At 54.2% G+C, this 25,876-nt stretch carries 24 protein-coding genes and 5 tRNA genes; 21 read left to right on the top strand and 8 right to left on the bottom strand.

Translation table 11 applies throughout. The annotated features are described in order from the left end of the window. Window positions 1-43 precede the first annotated feature (43 nt). Entirely contained in the window at window positions 44-760 is a 717-nt protein-coding gene (locus ACOTX1_RS05025; RefSeq protein ID WP_023315649.1) for a GntR family transcriptional regulator, read from the bottom strand. 171 nt (window positions 761-931) lie between these two features. Between ACOTX1_RS05025 and mngA the strand changes: the two genes are divergently transcribed. The 20 genes from mngA to pnuC all read left to right on the top strand — a co-directional run bounded on the left by mngA (window position 932) and on the right by pnuC (window position 17,685). After that, entirely contained in the window at window positions 932-2,848 is a 1,917-nt protein-coding gene (gene mngA / locus ACOTX1_RS05020; protein ID WP_023315650.1) for a PTS 2-O-a-mannosyl-D-glycerate transporter subunit IIABC, read from the top strand. Window positions 2,849-2,871: 23 nt separating this feature from the next. Next, entirely contained in the window at window positions 2,872-5,508 is a 2,637-nt protein-coding gene (gene mngB, locus ACOTX1_RS05015) for a mannosylglycerate hydrolase (RefSeq protein WP_023315651.1), read from the top strand. Between the two features lie 679 nt (window positions 5,509-6,187). Continuing rightward, complete coding sequence (gene cydA / locus ACOTX1_RS05010; protein ID WP_003858601.1) at window positions 6,188-7,756, top strand: cytochrome ubiquinol oxidase subunit I; 1,569 nt, start codon at window positions 6,188-6,190, stop codon at window positions 7,754-7,756. Window positions 7,757-7,771: 15 nt separating this feature from the next. Further along, window positions 7,772-8,911 (top strand): cytochrome d ubiquinol oxidase subunit II, encoded by a 1,140-nt coding sequence (gene cydB / locus ACOTX1_RS05005; RefSeq protein ID WP_003858599.1) that lies wholly within the window; start codon window positions 7,772-7,774, stop codon window positions 8,909-8,911. Window positions 8,912-8,925: 14 nt separating this feature from the next. Then, entirely contained in the window at window positions 8,926-9,039 is a 114-nt protein-coding gene (gene cydX / locus ACOTX1_RS05000; RefSeq protein ID WP_003858598.1) for a cytochrome bd-I oxidase subunit CydX, read from the top strand. Beyond that, window positions 9,039-9,329 carry a cyd operon protein YbgE gene (gene ybgE, locus ACOTX1_RS04995; protein WP_263521490.1) on the top strand — a complete coding sequence of 97 codons (291 nt, stop codon included), beginning with the start codon at window positions 9,039-9,041 and terminating at the stop codon, window positions 9,327-9,329. Before cydX ends, ybgE begins: the two co-directional genes overlap by 1 nt. A 148-nt stretch (window positions 9,330-9,477) precedes the next feature. Continuing rightward, entirely contained in the window at window positions 9,478-9,882 is a 405-nt protein-coding gene (gene ybgC / locus ACOTX1_RS04990) for a tol-pal system-associated acyl-CoA thioesterase (protein ID WP_003858593.1), read from the top strand. Further along, complete coding sequence (tolQ, locus tag ACOTX1_RS04985; protein WP_003858590.1) at window positions 9,879-10,571, top strand: Tol-Pal system protein TolQ; 693 nt, start codon at window positions 9,879-9,881, stop codon at window positions 10,569-10,571. The genes ybgC and tolQ overlap by 4 nt, the downstream gene beginning before the upstream one ends. 3 nt (window positions 10,572-10,574) lie before the next feature. Next, on the top strand, window positions 10,575-11,003 hold the full coding sequence (gene tolR / locus ACOTX1_RS04980) for a colicin uptake protein TolR (RefSeq protein ID WP_003858589.1): 429 nt from the start codon (window positions 10,575-10,577) through the stop codon (window positions 11,001-11,003). 28 nt (window positions 11,004-11,031) lie between these two features. Next, on the top strand, window positions 11,032-12,279 hold the full coding sequence (tolA, locus tag ACOTX1_RS04975) for a cell envelope integrity protein TolA (protein WP_023315652.1): 1,248 nt from the start codon (window positions 11,032-11,034) through the stop codon (window positions 12,277-12,279). Window positions 12,280-12,379: 100 nt separating this feature from the next. Next, window positions 12,380-13,672, top strand: coding sequence for a Tol-Pal system beta propeller repeat protein TolB (tolB, locus tag ACOTX1_RS04970; protein ID WP_017384962.1), 1,293 nt, complete (start codon window positions 12,380-12,382; stop codon window positions 13,670-13,672). 34 nt (window positions 13,673-13,706) lie between these two features. Continuing rightward, complete coding sequence (gene pal, locus ACOTX1_RS04965; RefSeq protein WP_003858578.1) at window positions 13,707-14,228, top strand: peptidoglycan-associated lipoprotein Pal; 522 nt, start codon at window positions 13,707-13,709, stop codon at window positions 14,226-14,228. 9 nt (window positions 14,229-14,237) lie between these two features. Further along, a complete protein-coding gene (gene cpoB / locus ACOTX1_RS04960) occupies window positions 14,238-15,026 on the top strand; it encodes a cell division protein CpoB (RefSeq protein ID WP_003858574.1) in 789 nt (262 codons plus the stop codon). Between the two features lie 161 nt (window positions 15,027-15,187). Beyond that, window positions 15,188-15,263, top strand: a tRNA-Lys gene (locus tag ACOTX1_RS04955). Between the two features lie 27 nt (window positions 15,264-15,290). After that, window positions 15,291-15,366: transfer RNA gene (locus ACOTX1_RS04950), tRNA-Val, on the top strand. Window positions 15,367-15,369: 3 nt separating this feature from the next. Beyond that, a tRNA-Lys gene (locus ACOTX1_RS04945) sits at window positions 15,370-15,445 on the top strand. Between the two features lie 41 nt (window positions 15,446-15,486). Continuing rightward, window positions 15,487-15,562 (top strand) — tRNA-Lys (locus tag ACOTX1_RS04940). Between the two features lie 31 nt (window positions 15,563-15,593). Then, window positions 15,594-15,669, top strand: a tRNA-Lys gene (locus ACOTX1_RS04935). Between the two features lie 230 nt (window positions 15,670-15,899). Then, window positions 15,900-16,943: a quinolinate synthase NadA gene (gene nadA, locus ACOTX1_RS04930; protein ID WP_023315653.1), complete on the top strand. Its 1,044-nt coding sequence runs from the start codon at window positions 15,900-15,902 to the stop codon at window positions 16,941-16,943. A gap of 22 nt (window positions 16,944-16,965) precedes the next feature. Next, entirely contained in the window at window positions 16,966-17,685 is a 720-nt protein-coding gene (pnuC, locus tag ACOTX1_RS04925; protein WP_023315654.1) for a nicotinamide riboside transporter PnuC, read from the top strand. On the opposite strand, the gene zitB is transcribed toward pnuC, so the two are convergent. Continuing rightward, window positions 17,682-18,620, bottom strand: coding sequence for a CDF family zinc transporter ZitB (gene zitB, locus ACOTX1_RS04920; RefSeq protein ID WP_003858568.1), 939 nt, complete (start codon window positions 18,618-18,620; stop codon window positions 17,682-17,684). The genes pnuC and zitB overlap by 4 nt on opposite strands. Window positions 18,621-18,719: 99 nt before the next feature. Then, window positions 18,720-19,079 carry a protein YbgS gene (locus tag ACOTX1_RS04915; protein WP_003858566.1) on the bottom strand — a complete coding sequence of 120 codons (360 nt, stop codon included), beginning with the start codon at window positions 19,077-19,079 and terminating at the stop codon, window positions 18,720-18,722. 304 nt (window positions 19,080-19,383) lie between these two features. On the opposite strand from ACOTX1_RS04915, the gene aroG reads away from it, so the two are divergent. Continuing rightward, window positions 19,384-20,436 carry a 3-deoxy-7-phosphoheptulonate synthase AroG gene (gene aroG, locus ACOTX1_RS04910; RefSeq protein ID WP_003858564.1) on the top strand — a complete coding sequence of 351 codons (1,053 nt, stop codon included), beginning with the start codon at window positions 19,384-19,386 and terminating at the stop codon, window positions 20,434-20,436. A gap of 61 nt (window positions 20,437-20,497) precedes the next feature. Here the strand turns inward: aroG and gpmA are convergent, their stop codons facing one another. The 5 genes from gpmA to galE all read right to left on the bottom strand — a co-directional run bounded on the left by gpmA (window position 20,498) and on the right by galE (window position 25,776). After that, window positions 20,498-21,250: a 2,3-diphosphoglycerate-dependent phosphoglycerate mutase gene (gpmA, locus tag ACOTX1_RS04905; protein ID WP_003858562.1), complete on the bottom strand. Its 753-nt coding sequence runs from the start codon at window positions 21,248-21,250 to the stop codon at window positions 20,498-20,500. Between the two features lie 265 nt (window positions 21,251-21,515). Next, entirely contained in the window at window positions 21,516-22,559 is a 1,044-nt protein-coding gene (gene galM / locus ACOTX1_RS04900; protein ID WP_022650626.1) for a galactose-1-epimerase, read from the bottom strand. Continuing rightward, window positions 22,553-23,701: a galactokinase gene (gene galK, locus ACOTX1_RS04895; protein WP_003858559.1), complete on the bottom strand. Its 1,149-nt coding sequence runs from the start codon at window positions 23,699-23,701 to the stop codon at window positions 22,553-22,555. The genes galM and galK overlap by 7 nt, the downstream gene beginning before the upstream one ends. Window positions 23,702-23,703: 2 nt before the next feature. Then, window positions 23,704-24,750, bottom strand: a complete 1,047-nt coding sequence (gene galT / locus ACOTX1_RS04890) for a galactose-1-phosphate uridylyltransferase (RefSeq protein ID WP_022650627.1) — start codon at window positions 24,748-24,750, stop codon at window positions 23,704-23,706. 9 nt (window positions 24,751-24,759) lie between these two features. Further along, window positions 24,760-25,776: a UDP-glucose 4-epimerase GalE gene (galE, locus tag ACOTX1_RS04885; RefSeq protein WP_003858554.1), complete on the bottom strand. Its 1,017-nt coding sequence runs from the start codon at window positions 25,774-25,776 to the stop codon at window positions 24,760-24,762. Between the last annotated feature and the right edge of the window lie 100 nt (window positions 25,777-25,876).

Genomic DNA, 25,876 nt, shown 5'->3' with positions numbered 1-25,876 from the left:
ATGTCCGTTTCGACATGGTTGGCCGCTGTAAAGCGGCCTTTTTTTATTGTCTGCGTTTAGCCACCAGAGTGAATTTATAGTCGTCGGAGTTAAACACGTTGCGACTGTATTCAAATATCCGGCCGTCTTTCAGAAAGCCACGGGAGACTTTTTCCAGAATCGGTTTTGCCGGATCGAGCGCCAGGGCGGCAATCGCCTCGTCCGATGGCATGACTGGCACCAGCTCCTGCTCGCTGCGATCGATAACCATCTTTTTGATCTGCTCAATGTAATGGTATTTCGACTGTTCCATCACTTCCCAGGTGAGGTCGGGGAACATCGCCAGCGGCATCCATGTCTCTTCCAGATTCACCGGCTTTTCCCTGATGAAGCGTACGCGCTTGACGTGCCAGACCTTATCATCCGGATTGAGCGCCAGTTTTGCCGCGAGCCGCTCATCGGCTTTCACCACTTCGAAGACGCTGACGTCGCTGTGCGTATCAACGTTGCGATCCGCCAGTTTTTCGTAAAAGCCGGTAAGCTGATAAATATCGTAATTCACCCGCTCCTCTTTTACATACGAGCCGCTGCCCTGAATGCTTTCGATGATCTGCTCGTCGGCGAGCAGCTTCAACGCCTGCCGCACGGTGACACGGCTGACGCTAAACGCCTCCTGAAGGCTGGATTCTGTCGGCAGCGCGTCGCCAGGTTTTAACTCACCGGCATTAATTTTCTCGCGGAACGCATCGGCGATCTGCCGGTACATCGGTTTATTGCCCATTGGGTCACGCCTATTTAATACCTTTTCAGGGAATTATGCCTTCAGTGTCTGATTTGTAAATAATACAAATAAGATACAAATTTCGGTGTTAGTGAAAATGATCACATAAATGTATTATTGGCTCTGCCACAATCCTCCCCAGACAAAAACTTTGGATAGGGGAGGATCTTTATGAACCTGACGACTCTGACCGACCCCCGTGCTGTCTGCGTGCAGGCGCAGTTTACCAGCCGTGATGAGGCAATCCGTCAGCTTGCGACGCGGCTGGTAGCGTTGGGCAAAATAGCCGACGCCGATACGTTTCTGGCAGAGGTTTTCCATCGCGAATCGCTTGGCCCGACGGCGCTGGGCGAGGGACTGGCCGTACCTCATGGTAAATCAGCGGCGGTAAAGGAAGCGGCTTTTGCCGTGGCCACACTGTGTGAGCCGCTGGCCTGGGAAGGCGTGGACGGACCGGAGGAGGTCGAGCTGATTTTTTTGCTCGCCATTCCTCCCGCACAAGCGGGGTCAACGCATATTCAGGTCCTGACGGAACTGACGTCTCGCCTGGCGGATGACGATCTCAGGGGCCGCGTGATGACGGCGACCAGCGCTGAAGCGGTGCTTGCGGCGCTGGAAACGGCGCCTGACGCGCAAGAAACCGCCGTTGCGGAGAATGCCCCGACGATCGTCTGCGTTACCGCCTGTCCGGCCGGGATCGCCCATACCTACATGGCAGCGGAATATCTCGAAAAAGCGGGACGAAAGCTCGGCGTCAATGTGGTGGTCGAAAAGCAGGGGGCAAACGGTATTGAGGGGCGCATCACCGCGCAGCAGTTGCAGGAGGCAAAAGCGTGTATCTTCGCGGCGGAAGTGGCGATTAAAGAGCGCGAGCGTTTTCAGGGGATCCCTGCCATTTCCGTGCCCGTCGCGGAACCCTTGCGCCATGCGGAAGCGCTCATTGAGCGTGCGCTGGCGCTACAGCCTGTATCCGATGCGCGTCCTGCGCACGTCGACACGGACGCGAAAAAGTGCGTTAAAACCGAACTCAAGCAGGCGCTGCTCAGCGGTATCTCCTTTGCGGTGCCGCTGATTGTCGCTGGCGGCACGGTGCTGGCCGTGTCGGTACTGCTGGCGCAAATCCTGGGCTTGCAGCATCTGTTCGATCAGGAAAATTCGTGGCTGTGGATGTACCGCAAACTGGGCGGCGGGATGCTCGGTATTCTGATGGTGCCTGTTCTGGCGGCCTACACCGCTTACTCGCTGGCGGATAAACCTGCGCTAACGCCAGGCTTTGCGGCGGGTCTTGCCGCCAATATGATCGGCTCCGGCTTTCTGGGGGCCATCGTCGGCGGGCTGATTGCGGGCTACCTGATGCGCTGGGTGAAAAACCACATCCGGCTGAGTAGCCGCTACAACGGCTTTCTGACCTTTTATCTTTATCCGGTGATTGGTGTGCTGGGCGCAGGCAGCCTGATGCTGTTTGTGATCGGCGAACCGGTGGCCTGGATCAATAACGCCCTCACCGCCTGGCTTAACGGTCTGTCCGGCGCGAACGCGCTGCTGCTGGGGGCGATCCTGGGCTTTATGTGCTCGTTCGATCTGGGCGGTCCGGTCAACAAAGCCTCTTACGCGTTCTGTCTGGGGGCGATGGCCAATGGCGTATACGGGCCTTATGCGATTTTTGCCTCCGTCAAAATGGTATCGGCCTTTACCGTGACGGCATCAACGATGCTGGCTCCGAACCTGTTCAAACAGTTCGAAATTGAAACCGGCAAGTCCACCTGGCTGCTGGGGCTGGCGGGCATCACCGAAGGAGCAATTCCGATGGCTATCGAGGATCCGTTGCGGGTCATCGGCTCATTTGTTCTGGGGTCAATGGCGACCGGAGCGATTGTCGGGGCGATGGGGATTGGGCTATCCACCCCGGGCGCGGGCATTTTCTCTCTCTTCTTACTGCATGATGCCGGGCTGGGCGGCGTGCTGGCCGCTGCCGGCTGGTTTGGCGCCGCGCTGATTGGCGCCGCAATCTCTACGCTCATTTTACTCCTCTGGCGACGCCAGGCCGTGAAGAGCGGCACCTACGTGACTGAAGACATAACATCCTAAACACGCACTGACAGGAAACGAAGATGAAAGCTGTATCTCGCGTTCATATCACGCCACATATGCACTGGGACCGGGAGTGGTACTTCACCACCGAAGCGTCACGTATTCTTTTGGTCAATAATATGGAAGAGATCCTTACCCGTCTTGAGCAGGACGCAGAATATAAATACTACGTTCTCGACGGCCAGACGGCGGTGCTGGAAGATTATTTTGCCGTGAAACCGGAAAACAGGCCACGCGTGAAGGCGCTGGTGGCGGCCGGGAAGCTGATTATCGGGCCGTGGTATACCCAGACGGACACCACCCTTGTCTCCGGCGAGTCGATTGTCCGAAATCTGATGTACGGCATTCGCGACTGTCTGGCCTTTGGCGAGCCGATGAAAATTGGCTATCTGCCGGACTCCTTCGGCATGTCTTCCCAGCTGCCACACATTTACAACGGTTTTGGCATCACGCGCACCATGTTCTGGCGCGGGTGTTCCGAGCGGCATGGTACCGATAAAACCGAATTTCTCTGGCAAAGTCAGGACGGCAGTGAAGTGACGGCACAGGTGCTACCGCTGGGCTACGCGATTGGTAAGTACTTACCGGAGGATGAGGCCGGGCTGCGCAAACGGCTCGACACGTACTTCGAGGTGCTGGAAAAAGCCTCCGTGACGAAAGAAATTTTGCTGCCTAACGGCCATGATCAGATGCCGCTCCAGCAGAACATCTTTGCGGTGATGGATAAGCTGCGCGAAATCTATCCGCAGCGTCAGTTTGTGATGAGCCGCTTCGAGGAGGTGTTTGACCGCATTGACGAGCACCGCGATGAACTGGCAACGCTGAAAGGAGAGTTTATTGACGGTAAATATATGCGGGTGCACCGGACAATAGGCTCCACGCGAATGGAAATCAAAATCGCCCACGCCCGGATAGAGAATAAAATCGTCAATGTCCTTGAGCCGCTGGCCACGCTTGCCTGGACGCTGGGCTTTGAGTATCACCACGGCTTGCTGGAAAAAATGTGGAAAGAGATCCTCAAGAATCACGCCCATGACAGTATCGGCTGCTGCTGTAGTGACAAAGTGCATCGTGAGGTGATGTCACGCTTCGAGCTGGCGGAAGACATGGCCGATAACCTGACATGCTTCTATATGCGCAAGATTGTCGACAACATGCCGCAGTGCGAGGAAGACAAACTGGTGATGTTTAACCTCACGCCCTGGCCGCGTGAGGAAGTGATTAACACTACGATACGTCTGCGCGCCAGCCAGTTCCGCCTGCTGGACGATAGGGGGAATGAAATCCCTTACTGCCTGCGCAGCGCGCGTGAAATCGACCCCGGCTTAATAGACCGGCAGATTGTGCATTACGGCAACTACGATCCCTTTATGGAGTTTGATATCCAGCTCAACCAGATCCTGCCATCAATGGGTTACCGCACGCTCTATATCGAGCCGCACGTGGCTGGCAAGCTGCTGGCGCCTGAAACAACGTCGGAGGCATTACTGGAAAATGCTTTCTGGGAAATAACGTTAAACGACGACGGCACCCTGCGTCTGCTCGATAAAGCGTCCGGGCTTATCTATGACCGCGCGCTGGAAATAGAAGAGAGCTCGGATGATGGCGATGAGTACGACTACTCGCCTTCACGGGAAGAGTGGAGACTCACTTCCGCGCAGGGCGAGCATGAGGTTGAGGTGATCCACGAGGTCTGGCAGAGCAGGGCGGTGATCCGCCATCGCATGGCGGTGCCGGCGGATCTCGCTGAACGTTCTGCGCGTCAGCAGACGGGAACGCTTGAGGCAGAACTCACGGTCACGCTCAGCCATAACAGCCGACGTATCGACATTGAGGCGCGTCTCGGAAATCACGCGGATGACCACCGTGTTCGGGTGTTGATCCCGACGCCCTTCACCGCAGACACGGTGTTAGCTGATACCCAGTTCGGTTCGCTGACGCGACCTGTACAGGATGAAGCGATGGCGAACTGGCAGGAGGAGGGCTGGAAGGAAGCGCCGCTGCCGGTGTGGAATCTGCTTAACTACGCGGTGCTCCAGGAACGGCGTAACGGGATGGCGCTGTTTACCGAAGGGTTACGCGAATTTGAAGTGACTGGCGAGCGTCAAAAAACGTTTGCCCTGACGTTGCTTCGCGGCGTGGGGGTGCTTGGGAAGGAAGACTTACTTCTGCGCCCTGGCAGACCGTCCGGAATCAAAATGCCGGTACCTGATTCGCAGATGCGGGGCCAGTTAACCTGTCGCTTTAGCCTGTTCAGTTTTAATGGTTTGCCCGTCAGTGCTGGCGTTGCGCAGCAGGCGAAGTCGTGGTTAACGCCAGTGCACTGTTATAACAAAATTCCGTGGGATGCGATGAAGCTTAACCGCGCCTCTTTCACCACCCCCTGTAGCTATAGCCTGCTAACGCTGGCGCCTAACGGATGCGTACTCAGTGCGCTGAAAAAAGCGGAGGATCGTGACGAGATGATTCTTCGTCTGTACAACCCTTCGGAGACCCGCTCCTGTGACGTGGCTTTGTCTGTGAACCGTGAGGTCCAGGCCTGCTGCGAAACGGACATGAATGAGGTGTACAAGGCGCACGGGGAAGAGGGCTCAGCCATTACGGGGTCTTTCCGGCCAGGCCAGTCACGTACCTTCAGCATAAAAATTGAAAGGTAATCCTCAAAATAAAATAAAGGCCGCATTCCTGCGGCCTTTATTTCATCAAATAGTCACGAAAGGGTGTTAATTTTAAGATTATTAAAAGTGAATAAAATGTAATCGTTTCGGCAGGTAGCAAAGCGAAAGAAAAATACTGTGAAGCAGATAACATTATATGTTTATCTTCCGGCAAAATGCGTTTTTTCACGCGCGTTAATAAAAATCACAACTGTTTATATTATCCTCTGGCTTTTATAACCATCAACGCCTTTAAATGTACATATCATTAACAAGGTTTTTACTATCCGCACCACAAAGAAACATCATTAACAGCTCTGGCCGTTTTTGATTTAAATCAATGTTTAATCCTTGGAAAAAGGCTCCAAAAGGCGTTAAATTGTTCCCGATCAAAATGGCCGAAAAGTGGTAATTTTGCTATAAATTGATCGCCGTCGAAAAACGTAAATCTGTTCGAATAAAAACCTGTTTATTGTAAGGGTTTTGCAGCGTATTATATTTACGGGATCAATTTGGTTTTTTCTTAACGTATTTGTAACCTTTCATCATTGCTTTTTCCTCTTGTAGAGAATAAGCAACGAAGAAGGGAAGCAGATAACTTTGTATTGGGGCATGCGTGTGGATCCTTATCTAACGGGGTTCACTCTCGGAGTCTTCATGCGATGAGCAAGGAGTCATAATGTTAGACGTAGTCGAACTGTCGCGCTTACAGTTTGCCTTGACCGCGATGTACCACTTCCTGTTTGTGCCGCTGACGCTCGGTATGGCGTTCCTGCTGGCCATCATGGAAACGGTTTACGTCCTCTCCGGCAAACAGATTTATAAAGATATGACCAAGTTCTGGGGCAAGTTGTTTGGTATCAACTTTGCGCTGGGCGTGGCAACCGGTCTGACCATGGAGTTCCAGTTCGGGACAAACTGGTCTTACTATTCCCACTATGTGGGGGATATTTTCGGTGCGCCGCTGGCCATTGAAGGTCTGATGGCCTTCTTCCTCGAATCCACCTTTGTAGGTCTGTTCTTCTTCGGTTGGGACCGTCTGGGTAAAGTCCAGCATATGGCGGTAACCTGGCTGGTGGCATTAGGCTCCAACTTGTCCGCACTGTGGATCCTGGTGGCGAACGGCTGGATGCAAAACCCAATCGCATCTGATTTCAACTTCGAAACCATGCGTATGGAGATGGTCAGCTTCGCTGAGCTGGTCCTGAACCCGGTTGCCCAGGTTAAATTCGTTCACACCGTGGCGTCTGGCTATGTGTGCGGCGCGATGTTCGTGCTGGGCATCAGCTCCTACTATATGCTGCGCGGCCGTGACTTCGCGTTCGCCAAGCGTTCTTTTGCTATTGCAGCAAGCTTCGGTATGGCCGCGATTCTGTCCGTTATTGTTCTGGGTGATGAATCCGGTTACGAAATGGGCGACGTGCAGAAAACCAAACTCGCCGCAATTGAAGCTGAATGGGAAACCCAGCCGGCACCGGCAGCGTTTACCCTGTTCGGCGTGCCTGACCAGGAAGCGCAGGAAAACCGCTTCGCCATTCAAATTCCTTACGCTCTGGGTATTATCGCCACGCGCTCCGTCGACAAACAGGTGACTGGCCTGAAAGATCTGATGGTGCAGCATGAAGAGCGTATCCGTAACGGGATGAAAGCTTACTCGCTGCTGGAACAGCTGCGCGCCGGCTCTACCGACCAGGCCGTTCGCGATCAATTTAACGACGTGAAGAAAGACCTCGGTTACGGTCTGCTGCTGAAACGCTATACCCCGAACGTCTCTGACGCGACGGAAGCGCAGATTCAGATGGCAACCAAAGACTCTATTCCACGCGTTGCGCCGCTGTACTTCGCGTTCCGCATCATGGTGGGTTGCGGCATTATCATGCTGCTGATCATCGCGGCCTCGTTCTGGTCAGTCATTCGTAACCGTATCGGTGAGAAAAAATGGCTGCTGCGCACCGCGCTTTACGGTATCCCACTGCCATGGATTGCTATCGAGTCCGGCTGGTTTGTTGCGGAATATGGCCGTCAGCCGTGGGCAATCGGTGAGGTGCTGCCAACAGCGGTAGCGAACTCCTCCCTGACCGCAGGCGACCTGATCTTCTCCATGCTGCTCATTTGCGGTCTGTACACCCTGTTCCTGGTGGCTGAACTGTTCCTGATGTTCAAGTTCGCGCGCCTTGGCCCAAGCAGCCTGAAAACCGGTCGCTATCACTACGAGCAGTCTGTTGCGACTACTCAGCCGGCACGCTAAGACAGGAGTCATCAAATGATCGATTATGAAGTATTGCGTTTTATCTGGTGGCTGCTGATCGGTGTTCTGCTGATTGGTTTCGCGGTCACCGATGGTTTCGACATGGGCGTGGGCATGCTCACCCGTTTCCTCGGTCGTAATGACACCGAGCGTCGAATCATGATCAACTCCATCGCCCCGCACTGGGACGGTAACCAGGTGTGGCTGATCACCGCAGGCGGCGCGCTGTTCGCTGCCTGGCCGATGGTCTACGCGGCTGCGTTCTCCGGCTTCTATGTGGCGATGATTCTGGTGCTGGCCTCTTTATTCTTCCGTCCGGTGGGTTTCGACTACCGTTCCAAGATTGAAGACACCCGCTGGCGTAACATGTGGGACTGGGGCATCTTCATCGGTAGCTTCGTTCCACCGCTGGTCATTGGTGTGGCGTTCGGTAACCTGTTGCAGGGCGTACCGTTCCACGTCGACGAATATATGCGTCTGTTCTACACCGGTAACTTCTTCCAGTTGCTGAATCCGTTTGGTCTGCTGGCGGGCGTGGTGAGCGTGGCGATGATCATCACCCAGGGCGCAACCTATCTCCAGATGCGTACCGTAGGTGAACTGCACCTGCGTTCCCGCGCTACCGCTCAGGTGGCGGCGCTGGTGACGCTGGTCTGCTTCGCGCTGGCTGGCGTGTGGGTGGTGTACGGTATTGATGGTTACGTGGTGACCTCCGCGATCAACCATACTGCACCGTCTAACCCGCTGACCAAAGAAGTGGCGCGTCAGGCCGGTGCATGGCTGGTGAACTTCAACAATACTCCTGCGCTGTGGGCTATCCCGGCTCTGGGTGTGCTGCTGCCGCTGCTGACCGTGCTGACGTCTCGTCTGGAGAAAGGCGCTCTGGCGTTCGTATTCTCTTCACTGACGCTGGCGTGCATCATCCTGACGGCGGGGATTGCGATGTTCCCGTTCGTGATGCCATCCAGCACCATGATGAATGCCAGCCTGACCATGTGGGATGCAACGTCCAGTCAGTTGACGCTGAACTTAATGACCTATGTTGCTTGCGTGTTCGTACCGATTATCCTGCTCTACACCACCTGGTGTTACTGGAAAATGTTCGGTCGCATCACTAAAGAACATATCGAAAGCAACACCCACTCTATGTACTAAGTAAGGAGCTGAATATGTGGTATTTCGCATGGATTTTAGGGACGCTTCTTGCCTGTGCGTTTGGTGTCATCACTGCCCTGGCGCTTGAGCATGTAGAAGCGACCAAAGCAGGTGAAGAAAAGCACTAATGAATATTATCGCAACCTTATATGCGGTAATGGATAAGCGCCCCCTGAGGGCGCTTTCCCTCATTATGGCATTACTGCTGGCAGGCTGTATCTTCTGGGACCCGTCGCGCTTCGCGGCGAAAACCAGCGAGCTTGAAATCTGGCACGGTTTCCTGATTATGTGGGCTGTGTGCGCAGGCGTGATTCACGGTGTCGGCTTTCGTCCGAAAGCGCTACACTGGCAGGGCATCTTCTGCCCACTGATTGCCGATCTGGTTCTCCTCGCCGGTTTGATTTTCTTCTTCTACTGAATAAGAAATGTCCGTTAACGTTATGGGCTTACCATGGCCCATAAAAATTTACTCTCCGTTTACTTTCCCCCATTCCAAACCATCATTCCCGCGCGTATAGTAGCGAAGTTTGAAAGCTCCAACTTTTCTTGTATTACCGGGATGTAAAGTGAATACAACGCTGTTTCGATGGCCGGTACGTGTCTATTACGAAGATACCGATGCCGGTGGTGTGGTCTACCACGCCAGCTACGTTGCTTTTTATGAACGGGCACGCACAGAGATGCTGCGCCATCATCACTTTAGTCAACAGGTGCTGTTGGCTGAGCGAGTTGCCTTCGTGGTACGCAAGATGACGCTTGAGTATTTTGCGCCTGCCAGACTCGACGATATGCTCGAAGTTCAAACAGAAATTACATCAATGCGCGGAACTTCACTGGTTTTCACGCAGCGGATAGTCAATGCAGAGAACACGGTACTGAACTCAGCTGAAGTCCTGATTGTCTGTGTTGATCCAACCATAATGAAGCCTCGTGCGCTTCCTAAGTCTATTGTCGCGGAGTTTAAGCAGTGACTGACATGAATATCCTTGATTTGTTCCTGAAGGCAAGCCTTCTGGTTAAACTTATCATGTTGATTTTGATTGGTTTTTCAATCGCATCCTGGGCCATCATCATCCAGAGAACGCGTATCCTTAATGCCGCCGGCCGCGAAGCCGAAGCGTTTGAAGATAAGTTCTGGTCGGGAATTGAGCTTTCTCGTCTGTACCAGGAAAGCCAGGGACGCCGTGATAACCTTTCAGGCTCCGAACAAATTTTCTACAGCGGTTTCAAAGAGTTCGCTCGCTTACATCGCGCTAACAGCCATGCGCCGGAAGCCGTGGTAGAAGGGGCGTCGCGTGCGATGCGCATCTCCATGAACCGCGAACTGGAAAATCTTGAAACGCATATTCCTTTCCTCGGAACCGTTGGCTCCATCAGCCCGTATATCGGCCTGTTTGGTACGGTGTGGGGGATCATGCACGCCTTTATCGCCCTGGGGGCGGTGAAGCAGGCAACGTTGCAGATGGTTGCACCGGGTATCGCAGAAGCACTGATCGCGACCGCAATCGGTCTGTTCGCCGCAATTCCGGCGGTAATGGCGTACAACCGTCTGAACCAGCGCGTGAACAAACTGGAACTGAACTACGACAACTTTATGGAAGAGTTCACCGCGATTCTGCATCGTCAGGCGTTTACCAGCACCGAGAGCAACAAGGGGTAAACCATGGCCAGATCGCGTGGACGAGGTCGTCGCGAGCTCAAGTCCGAAATCAATATCGTTCCGTTACTGGACGTGCTGCTGGTGCTGCTGCTGATCTTTATGGCGACAGCGCCCATCATCACCCAGAGCGTGGAAGTTGATCTGCCGGATGCGACAGAATCACAGGCGGTAAGCACCAATGACGATCCTCCGGTCATCATTGAGGTTTCCGGCGTAGGGCAGTACAGCGTGGTGGTAGAGAAAGATCGTATGGATCAGCTTCCGCCAGAGCAGGTTATTGCTGAAGCGCAACGACGTCTGGAGTCAAATCCGAAGACGGTCTTCTTAATCGGTGGTGCGAAAGACGTACCATATGATGAAATTATCAAAGCGCTGAACTTGCTACATAGCGCGGGCGTTAAGTCAGTTGGCTTAATGACTCAGCCTATTTGATCATCTGCGTAGTTTTTGGGAACCGATAGTGTCAAAGGCAACCGAACAGAACGACAAGCTTAAGCGAGCGATAATCGTCTCCGCAGTGCTGCACGTATTTCTTTTTGCAGCGCTGATCTGGAGTTCGTTCGATGAGCACCTTGATGCATCAGGCGGCGATGGGGGCTCGTCCATCGACGCCGTCATGGTGGATCCCGGTGCGGTAGTGCAGAACTATAATCGCCAGCAACAGCAGCAGGCGAGCGCAAAACGCGCGGAAGAACAGCGTGAAAAACAGGCGCAACAGCAGGCGGAAGAGCTGCGTGAAAAGCAGGCCGCCGAGCAGGAACGTCTGAAGCAGCTTGAGAAAGAGCGTTTGCAGGCGCAGGAAGCCGCTAAAGAGCAGGCGGAGCAGCAGAAACAGGCTGAAGCCGCAGCGAAGAAAGCTCAGGAACAGCAGAAGCAGGCGGAAGAGGCGGCAGCCAAAGCCGCGGCAGACGCGAAGGCGCAGGCAGATGCTCAAGCTAAGTTAGCCGCAGAAGCCGCGAAGAAAGCTGCTGCTGATGCGCAGAAGAAAGCGGAAGCCGAAGCGGCGAAGAAAGCCGCTGCTGATGCGAAGAAGAAAGCAGAAGCCGAAGCGGCGAAAAAAGCTGCCGCTGACGCACAGAAGAAAGCCGAAGCGGAAGCCGCCAAAAAAGCTGCGCAGGAAGCAGAGAAGAAAGCGGCTGCCGATGCTGCGAAAAAAGCGGCCGCGGCCGAGAAAGCTGCGGCAGAAAAAGCCGCCGCTGCGGAAAAAGCCGCTGCTGATAAAAAAGCGGCAGCTGAGAAAGCCGCTGCTGATAAGAAAGCTGCTGCTGAAAAAGCCGCAGCTAAGAAGGCCGCTGCTGCGGAAAAAGCCGCTGCCGCAGGGGTTGACGATCTGCTGGGGGACCTGAGCTCCGGTAAGAATGCACCGAAAACGGGCGGTGGGGCGAAAGGAAGTAACGCAGCACCGGCAGGAAGTGGTAACACTAAGAACAACGGTGCTTCTGGCGCTGAGATCAACGACTATAAGAATCAGATTGCCGCGGCTATTGCCAGCAGACTTAACGATAAATCGCTCTATACCGGGAAAACGTGCCGACTGCATATTAAACTGGCTACGGATGGTATGGTGCTGAGCGTTGAGTCAGAAGGGGGAGATGAAGCATTATGCCAGGCTGCACTTGTGGCAGTGAATCAGGCAAAACTGCCAAAACCTCCATCACAGGCTGTCTATGAAGTGTTCAAAGACGCTTCGCTGAACTTTAAGCCATAAGCAGAGCTGCTGTTATCGGGTTCTGATAGTTTTGTGTATTTGAGTTTGTTAACCTTCTGCTAAATTATCCAGGACTTATTGTTCGGATAAGGGAGATATGATGAAGCAGGCATTACGATTAGCTTTTGGTTTTTTAGTACTGTTGACGTCAGCAGTGCATGCCACAGTAAGCATCGACATTACCGACTGGAACGACTCAGCGCGTCCAATCGGTGTCGTTCCGTTCCAGTGGGCAGGCCCGGGCGCTGCGCCTGAAGATATTGGCGGCATTGTTGCAGCTGACCTGCGTAACAGCGGTAAATTTAACCCCTTAGATCGTTCTCGTCTGCCGCAGCAGCCGGGTACAGCTCAGGAAGTTCAACCTGCTGCATGGTCTGCACTGGGTATTGATGCCGTGGTTGTCGGACAGGTTACTCCTGCGCCAGACGGCGGCTATAACGTCGCTTATCAGCTGGTGGATACTGGCGGTGCGCCGGGTACCGTTCTGGCTCAAAACACGTATAAGGTGAACAAGCAGTGGCTGCGTTATGCAGGCCACACGGCGAGTGACGAAGTGTTTGAGAAGCTGACCGGTATTAAAGGTGCGTTCCGTACCCGTATCGCGTACGTAGTACAGACCAACGGCGGCCAGTTCCCTTATGAGCTGCGCGTCTCTGACTACGATGGTTACAACCAGTTCACCGTACACCGTTCACCACAGCCGCTGATGTCTCCGGCATGGTCTCCGGACGGCTCTAAGCTGGCGTACGTGACCTTCGAAAGCGGCCGTTCCGCGCTGGTCATCCAGACGCTCTCTAACGGTGCTGTGCGTCAGGTTGCGTCATTCCCACGTCACAACGGTGCGCCTGCGTTCTCTCCGGATGGTACCAAACTGGCGTTTGCCCTGTCTAAAACCGGTAGCCTGAACCTGTACGTGATGGATATTGGTTCTGGTCAGATCCGTCAGGTCACGGATGGTCGTAGCAACAACACTGAGCCAACCTGGTTCCCGGACAGCCAGAATCTGGCATTTACGTCTGACCAGGCAGGTCGTCCACAGGTTTATAAAGTGAATATCAACGGCGGAGCAGCGCAGCGTATTACCTGGGAAGGTTCTCAGAACCAGGATGCTGACGTCAGTGCCGATGGTAAAACAATGGTAATGGTCAGTACTGCGGGTGGTCAGCAGCACATTGCCAAACAAGATCTGGTAACGGGGGGCGTACAAGTACTGTCGTCAACGTTCCTGGATGAAACGCCAAGTCTGGCACCTAACGGCACCATGGTAATCTACAGCTCTTCTCAGGGGATGGGATCCGTGCTGAATCTGGTTTCTACAGATGGGCGTTTCAAAGCGCGTCTTCCGGCAACTGATGGACAGGTAAAATCACCTGCCTGGTCGCCGTATCTGTAATAATAATTAATTGATTACTAAAGGAATCTTAGAAATGCAACTGAACAAAGTGCTGAAGGGGCTGATGATCGCTCTGCCTGTTATGGCAATCGCAGCGTGTTCTTCTAACAAGAACGCCAGCAATGACCAGAGCGGCGAAGGCATGATGGGTGCCGGCACCGGTATGGACGCTAACGGCAATGGCAATATGTCTTCTGAAGAGCAAGCGCGTCTTCAGATGCAGCAGTTACAGCAGAACAACATCGTTTACTTCGATTTGGATAAATACGACATTCGTTCTGACTTCGCTGCAATGCTGGATGCGCACGCAAACTTCCTGCGTAGCAACCCGTCTTACAAAGTCACCGTAGAAGGTCATGCGGACGAACGTGGTACTCCGGAGTACAACATCTCCCTGGGTGAACGTCGTGCAAACGCTGTTAAAATGTACCTCCAGGGTAAAGGCGTTTCTGCTGACCAGATCTCCATCGTTTCTTACGGTAAAGAAAAACCAGCAGTACTGGGTCACGACGAAGCGGCTTACTCCAAAAACCGTCGTGCCGTACTCGTTTACTAAGAGAATTGCATGAGCAGTAACTTCAGACATCATCTGATGAGTCTGTCGTTACTGGTTGGAATAGCGGCCCCCTGGGCCGCTTTTGCTCAGGCACCAATCAGTAGTGTCGGCTCAGGCTCGGTAGAAGATCGAGTCACTCAACTCGAGCGTATTTCTAACGCTCACAGCCAGCTTTTAACTCAACTCCAGCAGCAGCTTTCCGATAACCAGAATGATATTGATTCCCTTCGTGGTCAGATCCAGGAGAGTCAGTATCAGCTTAATCAGGTTGTGGAGCGCCAGAAGCAAATTTTGTTGCAGATGGATAGCCTGAACAGCGGCGGAGCAGCAGCACAGCCAGCAGCAGGCGATCAAAGCGGTGCGGCGACGCCTGCACCTGCGGCAGATGCCTCCGCGTCGTCTGGTGCGCCTGTACAAAGCGGTGACGCGAATACGGACTACAACGCGGCCATTGCCCTGGTGCAGGACAAATCGCGCCAGGACGATGCTATCGTTGCGTTTCAGAACTTCGTTAAGAAGTACCCTGATTCCACTTACCAGCCAAATGCGAACTACTGGCTGGGTCAGTTGAATTACAACAAGGGTAAAAAGGATGATGCGGCGTTTTATTTTGCCTCTGTGGTGAAAAATTACCCGAAATCGCCGAAAGCGCCTGATGCGATGTATAAAGTCGGCGTGATCATGCAGGACAAAGGCGACACTGCAAAAGCCAAAGCGGTTTATCAGCAGGTGGTTGCGAAATTCCCGGGTACAGACGGCGCCAAACAGGCACAAAAACGTTTGAGTTCGATGGGTTGATTATCGCATGACCAGAAATCGCGTTATTTCTGGTCGTGCAGCATGATTCCTAAGCAGTTAAGTGATCTTCATCGAAATTTTTGTTGCGCAGAATTCTTAAATCAGTAATATATGCCGCCGTTGCCACGGGATATCAAACAACGTGAAAGCAGCGCAAAAGTGGGTCGTTAGCTCAGTTGGTAGAGCAGTTGACTTTTAATCAATTGGTCGCAGGTTCGAATCCTGCACGACCCACCACTTAAAGCAGTTCCGGCAGCACAGAGTGGGTGATTAGCTCAGTTGGTAGAGCATCTCCTTTACACGGAGGGGGTCGGCGGTTCGAGCCCGTCATCACCCACCACTCGGGTCGTTAGCTCAGTTGGTAGAGCAGTTGACTTTTAATCAATTGGTCGCAGGTTCGAATCCTGCACGACCCACCAATTTTATTGGTACCGAGTGATAATTCAGGCAACACCCGAATGGGTCGTTAGCTCAGTTGGTAGAGCAGTTGACTTTTAATCAATTGGTCGCAGGTTCGAATCCTGCACGACCCACCAGCCTGAATAGATTTGAAGTACATCCCGTAAGGGGTCGTTAGCTCAGTTGGTAGAGCAGTTGACTTTTAATCAATTGGTCGCAGGTTCGAATCCTGCACGACCCACCAATGTAAAAAGGCGCCCTAAAGGCGCCTTTTTGCTATCTGTCGTTCGCCAGTGCCTTGCAGGTCGGGTAAGGCGAAGCCGCCACCCGACAGATGCTACCGGCATCATTTCCCGATGACATTCCCCCTCAAATTCGCTATCTTGTTTAGTATACAAAACACCATTGCCTCATTTTTGTTATCTCATGCAAAACAAAGGCAATATTGTTAAGCCAGTAAAACGAGAAGCCATAATGAGTGTGATGTTTGATCCCGAAACCGCAATCTATCCCTTCCCGCCAAAGCCTGCTCCGCTAAGCCGGGATGAAAAACAGTTCTATCGAGAGAAAATCAAGCGCCTGCTTAAAGAGCGTGATGCGGTGATGGTGGCGCATTACTACACCGACCCGGAAATTCAGCAGCTGGCGGAAGAGACGGGCGGCTGTATCTCAGATTCCCTGGAAATGGCGCGTTTCGGTGCTAAACATCCTGCCTCCACCCTGCTGGTTGCAGGTGTGCGCTTCATGGGCGAAACGGCAAAAATTCTCAGCCCGGAAAAAACCATACTGATGCCGACGCTGAATGCCGACTGCTCCCTTGACCTCGGTTGCCCGATTGATGAGTTCACCGCCTTCTGTGATGCCCACCCTGACCGTACCGTGGTGGTCTATGCCAACACGTCTGCGGCGGTGAAAGCCCGGGCGGACTGGGTAGTGACGTCCAGTATCGCCGTTGAGCTGATTGAACATCTGGACAGCCTGGGGGAGAAAATCATCTGGGCGCCCGATCGTCACCTGGGAAACTACGTACAAAAACAGACCGGTGCGGATGTGCTGTGCTGGCAGGGGGCCTGTATCGTCCACGATGAGTTCAAGACCCAGGCGCTGACCCGGATGAAAGGCTTATACCCGCAGGCCGCGATACTGGTGCACCCGGAATCTCCGCAGTCGATCGTCGACATGGCGGACGCCGTCGGCTCAACCAGCCAGTTAATTAACGCGGCAAAAACGCTGCCACACAAGCAGCTCATCGTGGCGACCGATCGCGGTATCTTCTACAAAATGCAACAGGCCGTGCCGGAAAAAGAGCTGCTTGAAGCGCCAACCGCCGGAGAAGGGGCGAGCTGCCGAAGCTGCGCGCATTGCCCGTGGATGGCGATGAATGGGCTCAAAGCGATTTCGGAGGCGCTTGAGAACGGTGGCGCAGCGCATGAGATCCACGTGGATGCCGCTCTGCGTGAAGGCGCGTTAATTCCACTTAACCGTATGCTGGATTTTGCGGCTACACTACGTACTTAACTTATTACGCCCCGGAGAAAAAATGGATTTTTTTAGCACACAGAACATCCTGGTTCATATCCCGATTGGTGCGGGCGGCTATGACCTGTCGTGGATTGAAGCGGTGGGTACGCTGGCCGGTTTACTCTGTATCTGGCTGGCCAGCCTTGAGAAGATCAGCAACTATGCGTTCGGGCTGATAAACGTCACGCTGTTTGCGATCATCTTCTTCCAGATCCAGCTCTACGCCAGCCTGCTTCTACAGCTGTTCTTCTTCGCGGCCAATATCTATGGCTGGTACGCCTGGTCTCGGCAAAACAGCCAGCAGGAGGCGGAGTTGCAAATCCGCTGGCTGCCGTTGCCTAAAGCCATCGCCTGGTTCGCGGCCTGCGTGGTGGCTATCGGCTTTATGACCGTCTTTATTGATCCGGTATTTGCCTTCCTGACGCGCGTGGCGGTCTCGGTGATGTCGGGACTGGGATTGAACGTGACGATGCCTGAGCTTCAGCCGGATGCCTTCCCGTTCTGGGATTCCTGCATGATGGTGCTGTCGATTGCCGCAATGATCCTGATGACCCGTAAATACGTTGAGAACTGGCTGTTGTGGGTGGTGATTAACGTGATTAGCGTGGTGATTTTTGCCCTTCAGGGCGTTTATGCCATGTCGCTGGAGTATATGCTCCTGACCTTCATTGCTCTCAACGGCAGCCGCATGTGGATTAACAGCGCGCGTGAGCGTGGCTCTCGCGCGCTTTCCCGTTAATGATGATGTGCGTGTGAGTGGCCGGACTGCGCCTCGTTAAGGTGGCAGTCTGGCCCGCTGCAAGGCTGGTACTCCATCTGGATAGTGGAGTGCGCAATCTCATAGTGATGCTCGAGGAAATGCTGAATACGTTCAAGCAGCGCGTCGTGATCGTGGGGTGGAACAACCTGAACGTGCAGCGTCATAAGAGGTTTCTCACCCACCAGCCAGACGTGAACGTGATGGACGTTACGAACCTCAGGAATGGAGCGACTCAGGTTGCGCTTCAGTTCGCCAATATCCAGTGATGTGGGCGCGCCTTCCAGCAGCTCATTGACGCTCTCTTTTAACAGCCGCCAGGCACTGCGCAATACCAGGCACGATACCAGCACGGAAAGAATCGGGTCGATGGGGGTCCAGCCCGTACCCATAATGATCAGCGCGGCCACAATCGCACCAACAGAACCCAGCAAATCACCGAGCACGTGCAGCGCTGCGGCCCGCACGTTCAGATTTTTTTCGCTGCTGCCGCGATGTAATATCCAGAACGCCAGAATATTGGCAACCAGGCCGGCAATGGCAATCATCATCATCGTTGTGCCAGCTACCGGTTGAGGATGCCGAAAGCGCTGAAAAGCCTCCCAGACGATGAGTATGGTAATCACCACTAAGGCAATCGCATTCACAAAGGCGGCAAGCGTGGTCAGCCTGAGCCAGCCAAAGGTGTGGCGGGTATTGGGAGGGCGACGGGCAAACTGCACGGCCAGCAGCGCGAAGAGCAGCGCCGCGGCATCGGTAAGCATGTGTCCTGCATCGGCCAGCAGCGCCAGCGATCCGGATATCAGTCCGCCTGTGACCTCAATAATCATAAAGGTGGCAGTGACGCCAAAAGCCAGCAAAAGCCGTTTGGCATTTTCATCGCCAGTGGAGTGGGAATGGGAGTGGGAGTGCGCCATGGTATCGTTCCTGATTTATTATTATTTTTAGTGTAGCGTTTTTAAGAGCTTAAATAAAAAAGGAGAGCATTCGCTCTCCCTGTTTTACCTTATGGAAGGTTACTGGGTAGTACCGTCCGTTTTGGTATTGGCATCGCTGCCCACTTTGTCATTCGGGTCCGGGCATTTCCCGTCTTTACAGACTGAGTTTTTATGCACCTCGTCGGTAGTCATACCCTCATGGTTCATCGTGCCTGTGTTCGTCCCGCCAGTATTGGTATTGCCCGTGTTGATATTACTGTTATCAACATTGTTTGGCGCAATATTCTGTTTTGCATCCGGCGCAACCTGGCCTGCTTCGGCAGCGGCATTCGCGTCGCCGTTGCTGCCGGATGAGCCTGCATCAGCAGCCAGTACGCTACCGCTTGCCAGGGTAAGGGTTGCCGTCAGGAAAAGCGTAGTCAGTTTCGTCATTTTCATCATGGTGCTCCTGTTCTTATCGTTACGCTGGATAACATTCTCCAACAGTGCATCTTGTTCAGTGGCGAAAGATTCCGGACTCCTGAATTATGTCAGGATGGAATCGCGTATAAATATTTAAAAACAGTCGTTACAAGTAAAAAGCTTAGGCCAGATCTCATTTTTCGCTATTTTGTTGCGTATTTTAGGCGAATTCCAGGAATTATCTGCGCGAAGTGTAAAAGCCCGTTTACACTTCGTGGCCGACAAGTTAGATTGAAAGGATTGCTTTCATTACTAAAGATATGGCAGAGCCGGAAAGAAGATGAATTATCAGAACGACGATTTACGCATTAAAGAGATCAATGAGTTATTACCTCCCGTAGCGCTCCTTGAAAAATTCCCCGCCACCGAAAATGCCGCCAACACGGTGTCTCATGCCCGCAAGGCGATCCACAAGATCCTGAAAGGTAGCGACGATCGTCTTCTGGTAGTGATCGGGCCATGCTCCATTCACGATCCTGCTGCGGCCAAAGAGTATGCGTCGCGTCTGCTCGCCCTGCGTGAAGAGCTGAAAGGCGAACTGGAAATCGTGATGCGCGTTTATTTCGAAAAACCGCGTACCACCGTGGGCTGGAAAGGGTTAATCAACGATCCGCATATGGACAACAGTTTCCAGATTAACGACGGCCTGCGCATTGCGCGTAAGCTGCTGCTGGAGATCAACGACAGCGGGCTGCCTGCTGCCGGAGAATTCCTCGATATGATCACCCCGCAGTATCTGGCTGACCTGATGAGCTGGGGCGCTATTGGTGCGCGTACGACTGAATCTCAGGTTCACCGCGAGCTGGCGTCTGGCCTGTCATGCCCGGTGGGTTTCAAAAATGGCACTGATGGCACCATCAAGGTCGCCATTGACGCCATTAATGCGGCGGGCGCGCCGCACTGCTTCCTGTCGGTGACCAAGTGGGGCCACTCGGCTATCGTGAATACCAGCGGTAATGGCGATTGCCATATCATACTGCGCGGCGGTAAAGAGCCTAACTATAGCGCTAAACACGTAGCGGAGGTAAAAGCAGGGCTGGAGAAAGCAGGTCTGGCACCGCAGGTGATGATCGATTTCAGCCATGCCAACTCCAGCAAACAGTTCAAAAAGCAGATGGAAGTCGGCGCAGATGTGTGTCAGCAAATCGCCAGCGGTGAACGCGCAGTGATTGGGGTGATGATTGAGAGCCATCTGGTTGAAGGCAACCAGAACCTGGAGGGCAGCGAGCCGCTGGTCTACGGTAAGAGCGTGACGGATGCCTGCATTGGCTGGGACGATACCGATGCGATCCTGCGTCAGCTGGCGGATGCGGTTAAAGCGCGTCGCGGCTAAGTATGTCGCGGGTAATAAAAAAGCGTGGATTTCTCCACGCTTTTTTTATATCCGGCAAATATTACTTCGCTTTACCCTGGTTCGCCACGGCTGCCGCTTTTGCAGCGATTTCGTCGGCGTTACCCAGGTAGTAATGTTTAACTGGCTTGAAGTTTTCGTCGAACTCGTACACCAGCGGCACGCCGGTAGGGATGTTCAGCTCGAGGATTTCATCTTCACCCATGTTGTCCAGGTATTTCACCAGCGCACGCAGGGAGTTTCCGTGAGCAGCGATAATGACGCGCTCGCCGCTTTTCAGGCGTGGCAGAATGGTTTCGTTCCAGTAAGGCACAACGCGGTCGATGGTCAGCGCCAGGCTTTCGGTCTGCGGCAGTTCAGCCTCAGTCAGCTTCGCGTAACGCGGATCGTGGCCCGGGTAGCGCTCGTCATCTTTGCTCAGCTCTGGAGGCGTAACCGCAAAACCACGACGCCACTGCTTAACCTGCTCGTCACCGTATTTTTCTGCGGTTTCCGCTTTGTTCAGACCTTGCAGCGCACCGTAGTGACGCTCGTTCAGTTTCCAGGATTTCTCAACCGGCAGCCAGGCCTGATCCAGCTCGTCCAGAATGTTCCACAGGGTATGGATGGCACGTTTCAGCACAGAGGTGTAAGCAAAGTCAAAGGTGAAGCCTTCTTCTTTCAGCAGTTTACCTGCCGCTTTTGCTTCGCTCACGCCTTTCTCGGACAGATCAACGTCATACCAACCAGTGAAGCGGTTTTCGTTGTTCCACTGGCTTTCGCCGTGGCGCACCAGGACAAGCTTAGTATTAGCCATTTCTTACTCCTCAAGCATTTTGAATGATAACAATTCTCATTATATTGCCGTGACTGTGCCAGCAGCAACGCTTAACCCTAACCATAGCGAAAATAGTTCGAGAGTGTAAGATGCATGTGAATCCAGGGTTATGATTTTGTCTGCGATCGCCGCTATTTTCAGCAAGGCGGAGATAAAAAAGCCCTCGGGGTGAGGGCCAGGCTTTTTTGCCGGATGGCGCTTCGCTTATCAGGCCTACATTTGTAGGCCCGTGCGCCGCCGGACATTAAGCGCGCGGAATGAAATGATACTCGGTGACGCTTACGTACTCTTCACCCGGACGTAGCACGCAGTCCGGCTGCGGCCATTCAGGATGGTTAGGACTGTCTGGCAGGAACTCGCTCTCCAGCGCCAGGCCTTGCCAGGCGCCGTAGGCGTCATGTTCGCGCGCCGTGGTACCCTCCAGATAGTTACCGGAATAGAACTGTAGGGCGGGGGCGGTGGTGTAGACCGTCATCTGTAACTTCTCATCAGCAGACCAGACCTGTGCGGCAGGTTGAGAAAGATCGCCTTTCGCCTGCAACAGGAACGCGTGGTCGTAGCCTTTCACCTTGCGCTGATCGTCATCACTCAGGAAATCCTGGGCGATGGTTTTCGGCTGACGAAAATCAAAGCTATTACCGCTTACCGGTTTCAGCCCCTGATAAGGGATACCCATCTCATCGACCGGCAGATACTCGTCCGACAGGATCTGGAGTTTGTGGCTGCGGACATCGGTCTGATTACCGTCAAGGTTGAAATAGGCGTGGTTAGTCAGGTTGACCGGGCACGGCTTATCGACGGTCGCGCGGTACTCAATGGCGATGCGATTATCTTCGGTCAGGGTGAAGCGCGCCGTTGCGGTGAGATTGCCCGGGAAGCCCTGGTCTCCATCGAGGGAGTCCAGAGAGAACCAGACCTCAGCGTCATTTTGCTGCACAATCTTCCAGCGACGTTTATCAAACCCTTCCGGGCCGCCGTGCAGCTGATTTTCGCCCTGGCTGGCAAGCAGGGAATACGTTACGCCGTCCAGCGTAAACCGGCTTCTGGCGATGCGGTTAGCGTAGCGGCCTATGGATGCGCCCAGAAAAGCGGTCTGCTCGATATACTGCTCCGGCGATGCGCAGCCGAGCAGGGTTTCGCGCACGCTGCCGTCAGGCATCGGTACGCGGGCAGAAAGTAACGTTGCGCCCCAGTCCATCAGCGTAACCACCATCCCGGCGCTGTTGCGCAGGGTTAACAGGCGATACGGCAGACCATCCGGTGCGAGTGTAGGTATTTCGTTTAGCACTGTCCGGCTCCTTGTGATGCTTTACAGACGTAGAAAGTTTCTTTGATGCCCGTTTTGGCTTCGTACTGCTTAGCCACGGCGTCCTGGACGGCAGGGACCAGCTCTTCCGGCACGAGGGCGACGACGCACCCGCCAAATCCGCCGCCGGTCATACGCACGCCGCCTTTGTCGCCAATCGTGGCTTTCACAATTTCAACCAGGGTGTCGATTTGCGGCACGGTGATTTCGAAATCGTCACGCATGGAGGCATGCGATTCGGCCATCAGCTCGCCCATCCGTTTCAGGTCACCTTTCGCCAGCGCGGAGGCGGCTTCTACGGTACGGGCATTTTCGGTCAGTATATGGCGCACGCGCTTCGTGACAACCGGGTCCAGCTCGTGGGCGACCTTGTTAAATTCATCAAGTGAGACATCACGCAGGGCTGGCTGCTGGAAGAAGCGCGCGCCGGTTTCGCACTGTTCGCGACGGGTGTTGTACTCGCTGCCCACCAGGGTGCGTTTGAAGTTGCTGTTGATGATCACCACAGCCGCACCTTTAGGCAGCGGAACCGCTTTGGTCCCGAGGGAGCGACAGTCAATCAGCAAAGCGTGTTCTTTCTTGCCCAGCGCGGAAATCAGCTGATCCATAATGCCGCAGTTGCAGCCCACGAACTGGTTTTCCGCTTCCTGACCGTTCAGGGCGATCTGCGCCCCGTCCAGCGGCAGATGATAAAGCTGCTGGAACACGGTGCCGACCGCCACTTCCAGAGATGCGGAAGAGCTTAATCCCGCCCCCTGCGGCACGTTGCCGCTGATCACCAGATCGGCCCCGCCGAAATTCTTGTTACGCTTTTGCAAGTGCTTCACCACGCCGCGAACATAGTTCGACCACTGCTGGCTGTCGTGGGTCACGATCGGCGCATCGAGGGAAAATTCGTCAATTTCGTTGCCGTAATCCGCGGCGATTACTCGCACATGACGATCGTCGCGTTTCGCACAGCTGATCACCGTCTGGTAGTCGATGGCACACGGCAGGACAAAACCGTCGTTATAGTCGGTGTGCTCGCCGATCAGATTAACGCGGCCTGGCGCCTGGATAACATGGGTGGCAGGGTAGCCAAATTTTTCAGCAAACAGGGATTGTGTTTTATCTTTCAGACTCATTTTTAGACTCCTGATTCGCGGTAATGGACGTCGCTAACGGCACGCAGACGTTCTGCCGCCTGTTCCGCCGTCAGGTCGCGCTGGGTTTCCGCCAGCATTTCATAGCCCACCATGAATTTACGTACCGTTGCTGAGCGCAGCAGCGGCGGGTAGAAGTGTGCATGTAACTGCCAGTGTTGATTCTCTTCGCCGTTAAACGGCGCGCCGTGCCAGCCCATGGAGTAGGGGAAGGAGCACTGGAAGAGGTTGTCGTAGCGGCTGGTCAGTTTTTTCAGCGCCAGCGCCAGGTCGTCACGCTGGGCGTCGCTGAGTTCGGTAATGCGCTGAACATGGGCTTTCGGCAGCAGCAGCGTCTCAAATGGCCACGCCGCCCAGTAAGGGACTACCGCAAGCCAGTGTTCGGTTTCCACCACGGTACGGCTGCCATCCGCCAGCTCACGCTGGGTGTAATCCACCAGCATAGGCGAACCGTTCTGGGTGAAATACGCTTTTTGCAGTCGGTCCTCACGCTCGGCTTCGTTCGGCAGGAAGCTGTTCGCCCAGATCTGACCGTGCGGATGTGGGTTGGAGCAGCCCATCGCCGCGCCTTTATTTTCAAACACCTGCACCCACGGATAGCTCTGGCCCAGCTCCGCGGTTTGCACCTGCCAGGTGCTGACCACCTCTTTCAGGGCATCCACGCTCAGCTCCGGCAACGTTTTGCTGTGATCGGGCGAGAAGCAGATCACGCGGCTGGTGCCGCGGGCGCTTTCGCAGCGCATCAGCGGGTCATGGCTTTCCGGCGCGTCCGGCGTATCGGTCATCAGCGCGGCAAAGTCGTTAGTAAACACGAAGGTGCCTTTGTAGTCCGGGTTTTTATCGCCCGTCACGCGGGTATTGCCCGGGCAGAGGAAACAGTCCGGATCATGCTGCGGCAGCGTCTGTTTGGCAGGCGTCTCTTGCGCCCCCTGCCAGGGGCGCTTGGCGCGATGCGGTGAAACTAAAATCCATTGCCCGCTGAGCGGGTTAAAACGACGATGCGGGTGATCGACGGGATTGAATTGCGTCATGACAAATCCTTAGTCCGGATAGCCCTGCGGATGGCGTGATTGCCAGTGCCAGGTATCCTGTGCCATTTCATCGAGCGTGCGGGTGACACGCCAGTTGAGCTCTTTATCCGCTTTGGTGGCATCGGCCCAGTAAGCCGGGAGGTCGCCATCACGGCGGGGAGCGAAGTGATACTTCACCGGCTTGCCGCAGGCTTTACTGAAAGCATTCACCACATCCAGCACGCTGCTGCCAATCCCGGCGCCGAGGTTGTAAATATGCACGCCCGGTTTGTCCGCCAGTTGCTGCATCGCCGCCACGTGGCCGTCGGCCAGATCCATGACGTGAATGTAATCGCGCACGCCGGTGCCATCTTCGGTGGGATAATCGTTACCAAAAATCGCCAGGGAATCGCGACGCCCTACGGCAACCTGCGCGATATACGGCATCAGGTTGTTAGGAATGCCCTGCGGATCTTCGCCCATATCACCTGAAGGATGCGCGCCGACCGGGTTGAAGTAGCGCAGCAACGCGATGCTCCACTCAGGCTGGGCTTTTTGCAGGTCGGTCAGGATCTGCTCTACCATCAGCTTGCTTTTGCCATACGGGCTTTGCGGCGTACCGGTCGGGAAGCTTTCAACGTAAGGAATTTTTGGCTGATCGCCGTAGACGGTTGCGGAAGAGCTGAAGATAAAGTTTTTAACGTTGGCCGCACGCATGGCGGAGATCAGACGCAGGGTACCGTTGACGTTGTTGTCATAGTACTCAAGCGGTTTTGCCACCGATTCGCCAACCGCTTTCAGGCCCGCGAAGTGGATAACGGTTTCAATCGCGTGATCGTGAAGGATTTCAGTCATCAATGCTTCATTGCGGATATCGCCTTCAACGAAAGTCGGCTGTTTACCCGAAAGGCGTTCAATGACCGGCAGCACGCTGCGCTTACTGTTGCACAGGTTATCAAGAATGACAACATCGTGGCCGCTTTGCAGCAGTTGCACACAGGTATGACTTCCTATGTAACCGCTACCACCTGTTACCAGAACTCGCATATTTCGCTCCATTAGGCTTATGGTATGAATTAACCATAGCATATCAGAGACGCGAAAAGTGTGACATGGGATAAAATAGTGGTATCGTTTACACTGGTTT

The organism is Enterobacter cloacae complex sp. IR5401, assembly GCF_049238425.1.
Taxonomy (GTDB): domain Bacteria; phylum Pseudomonadota; class Gammaproteobacteria; order Enterobacterales; family Enterobacteriaceae; genus Enterobacter; species Enterobacter hormaechei_C.
The sequence above is the reverse complement of the archived record's forward strand: the minus strand, read 5'-3'. Positions and strand labels throughout refer to the sequence as shown.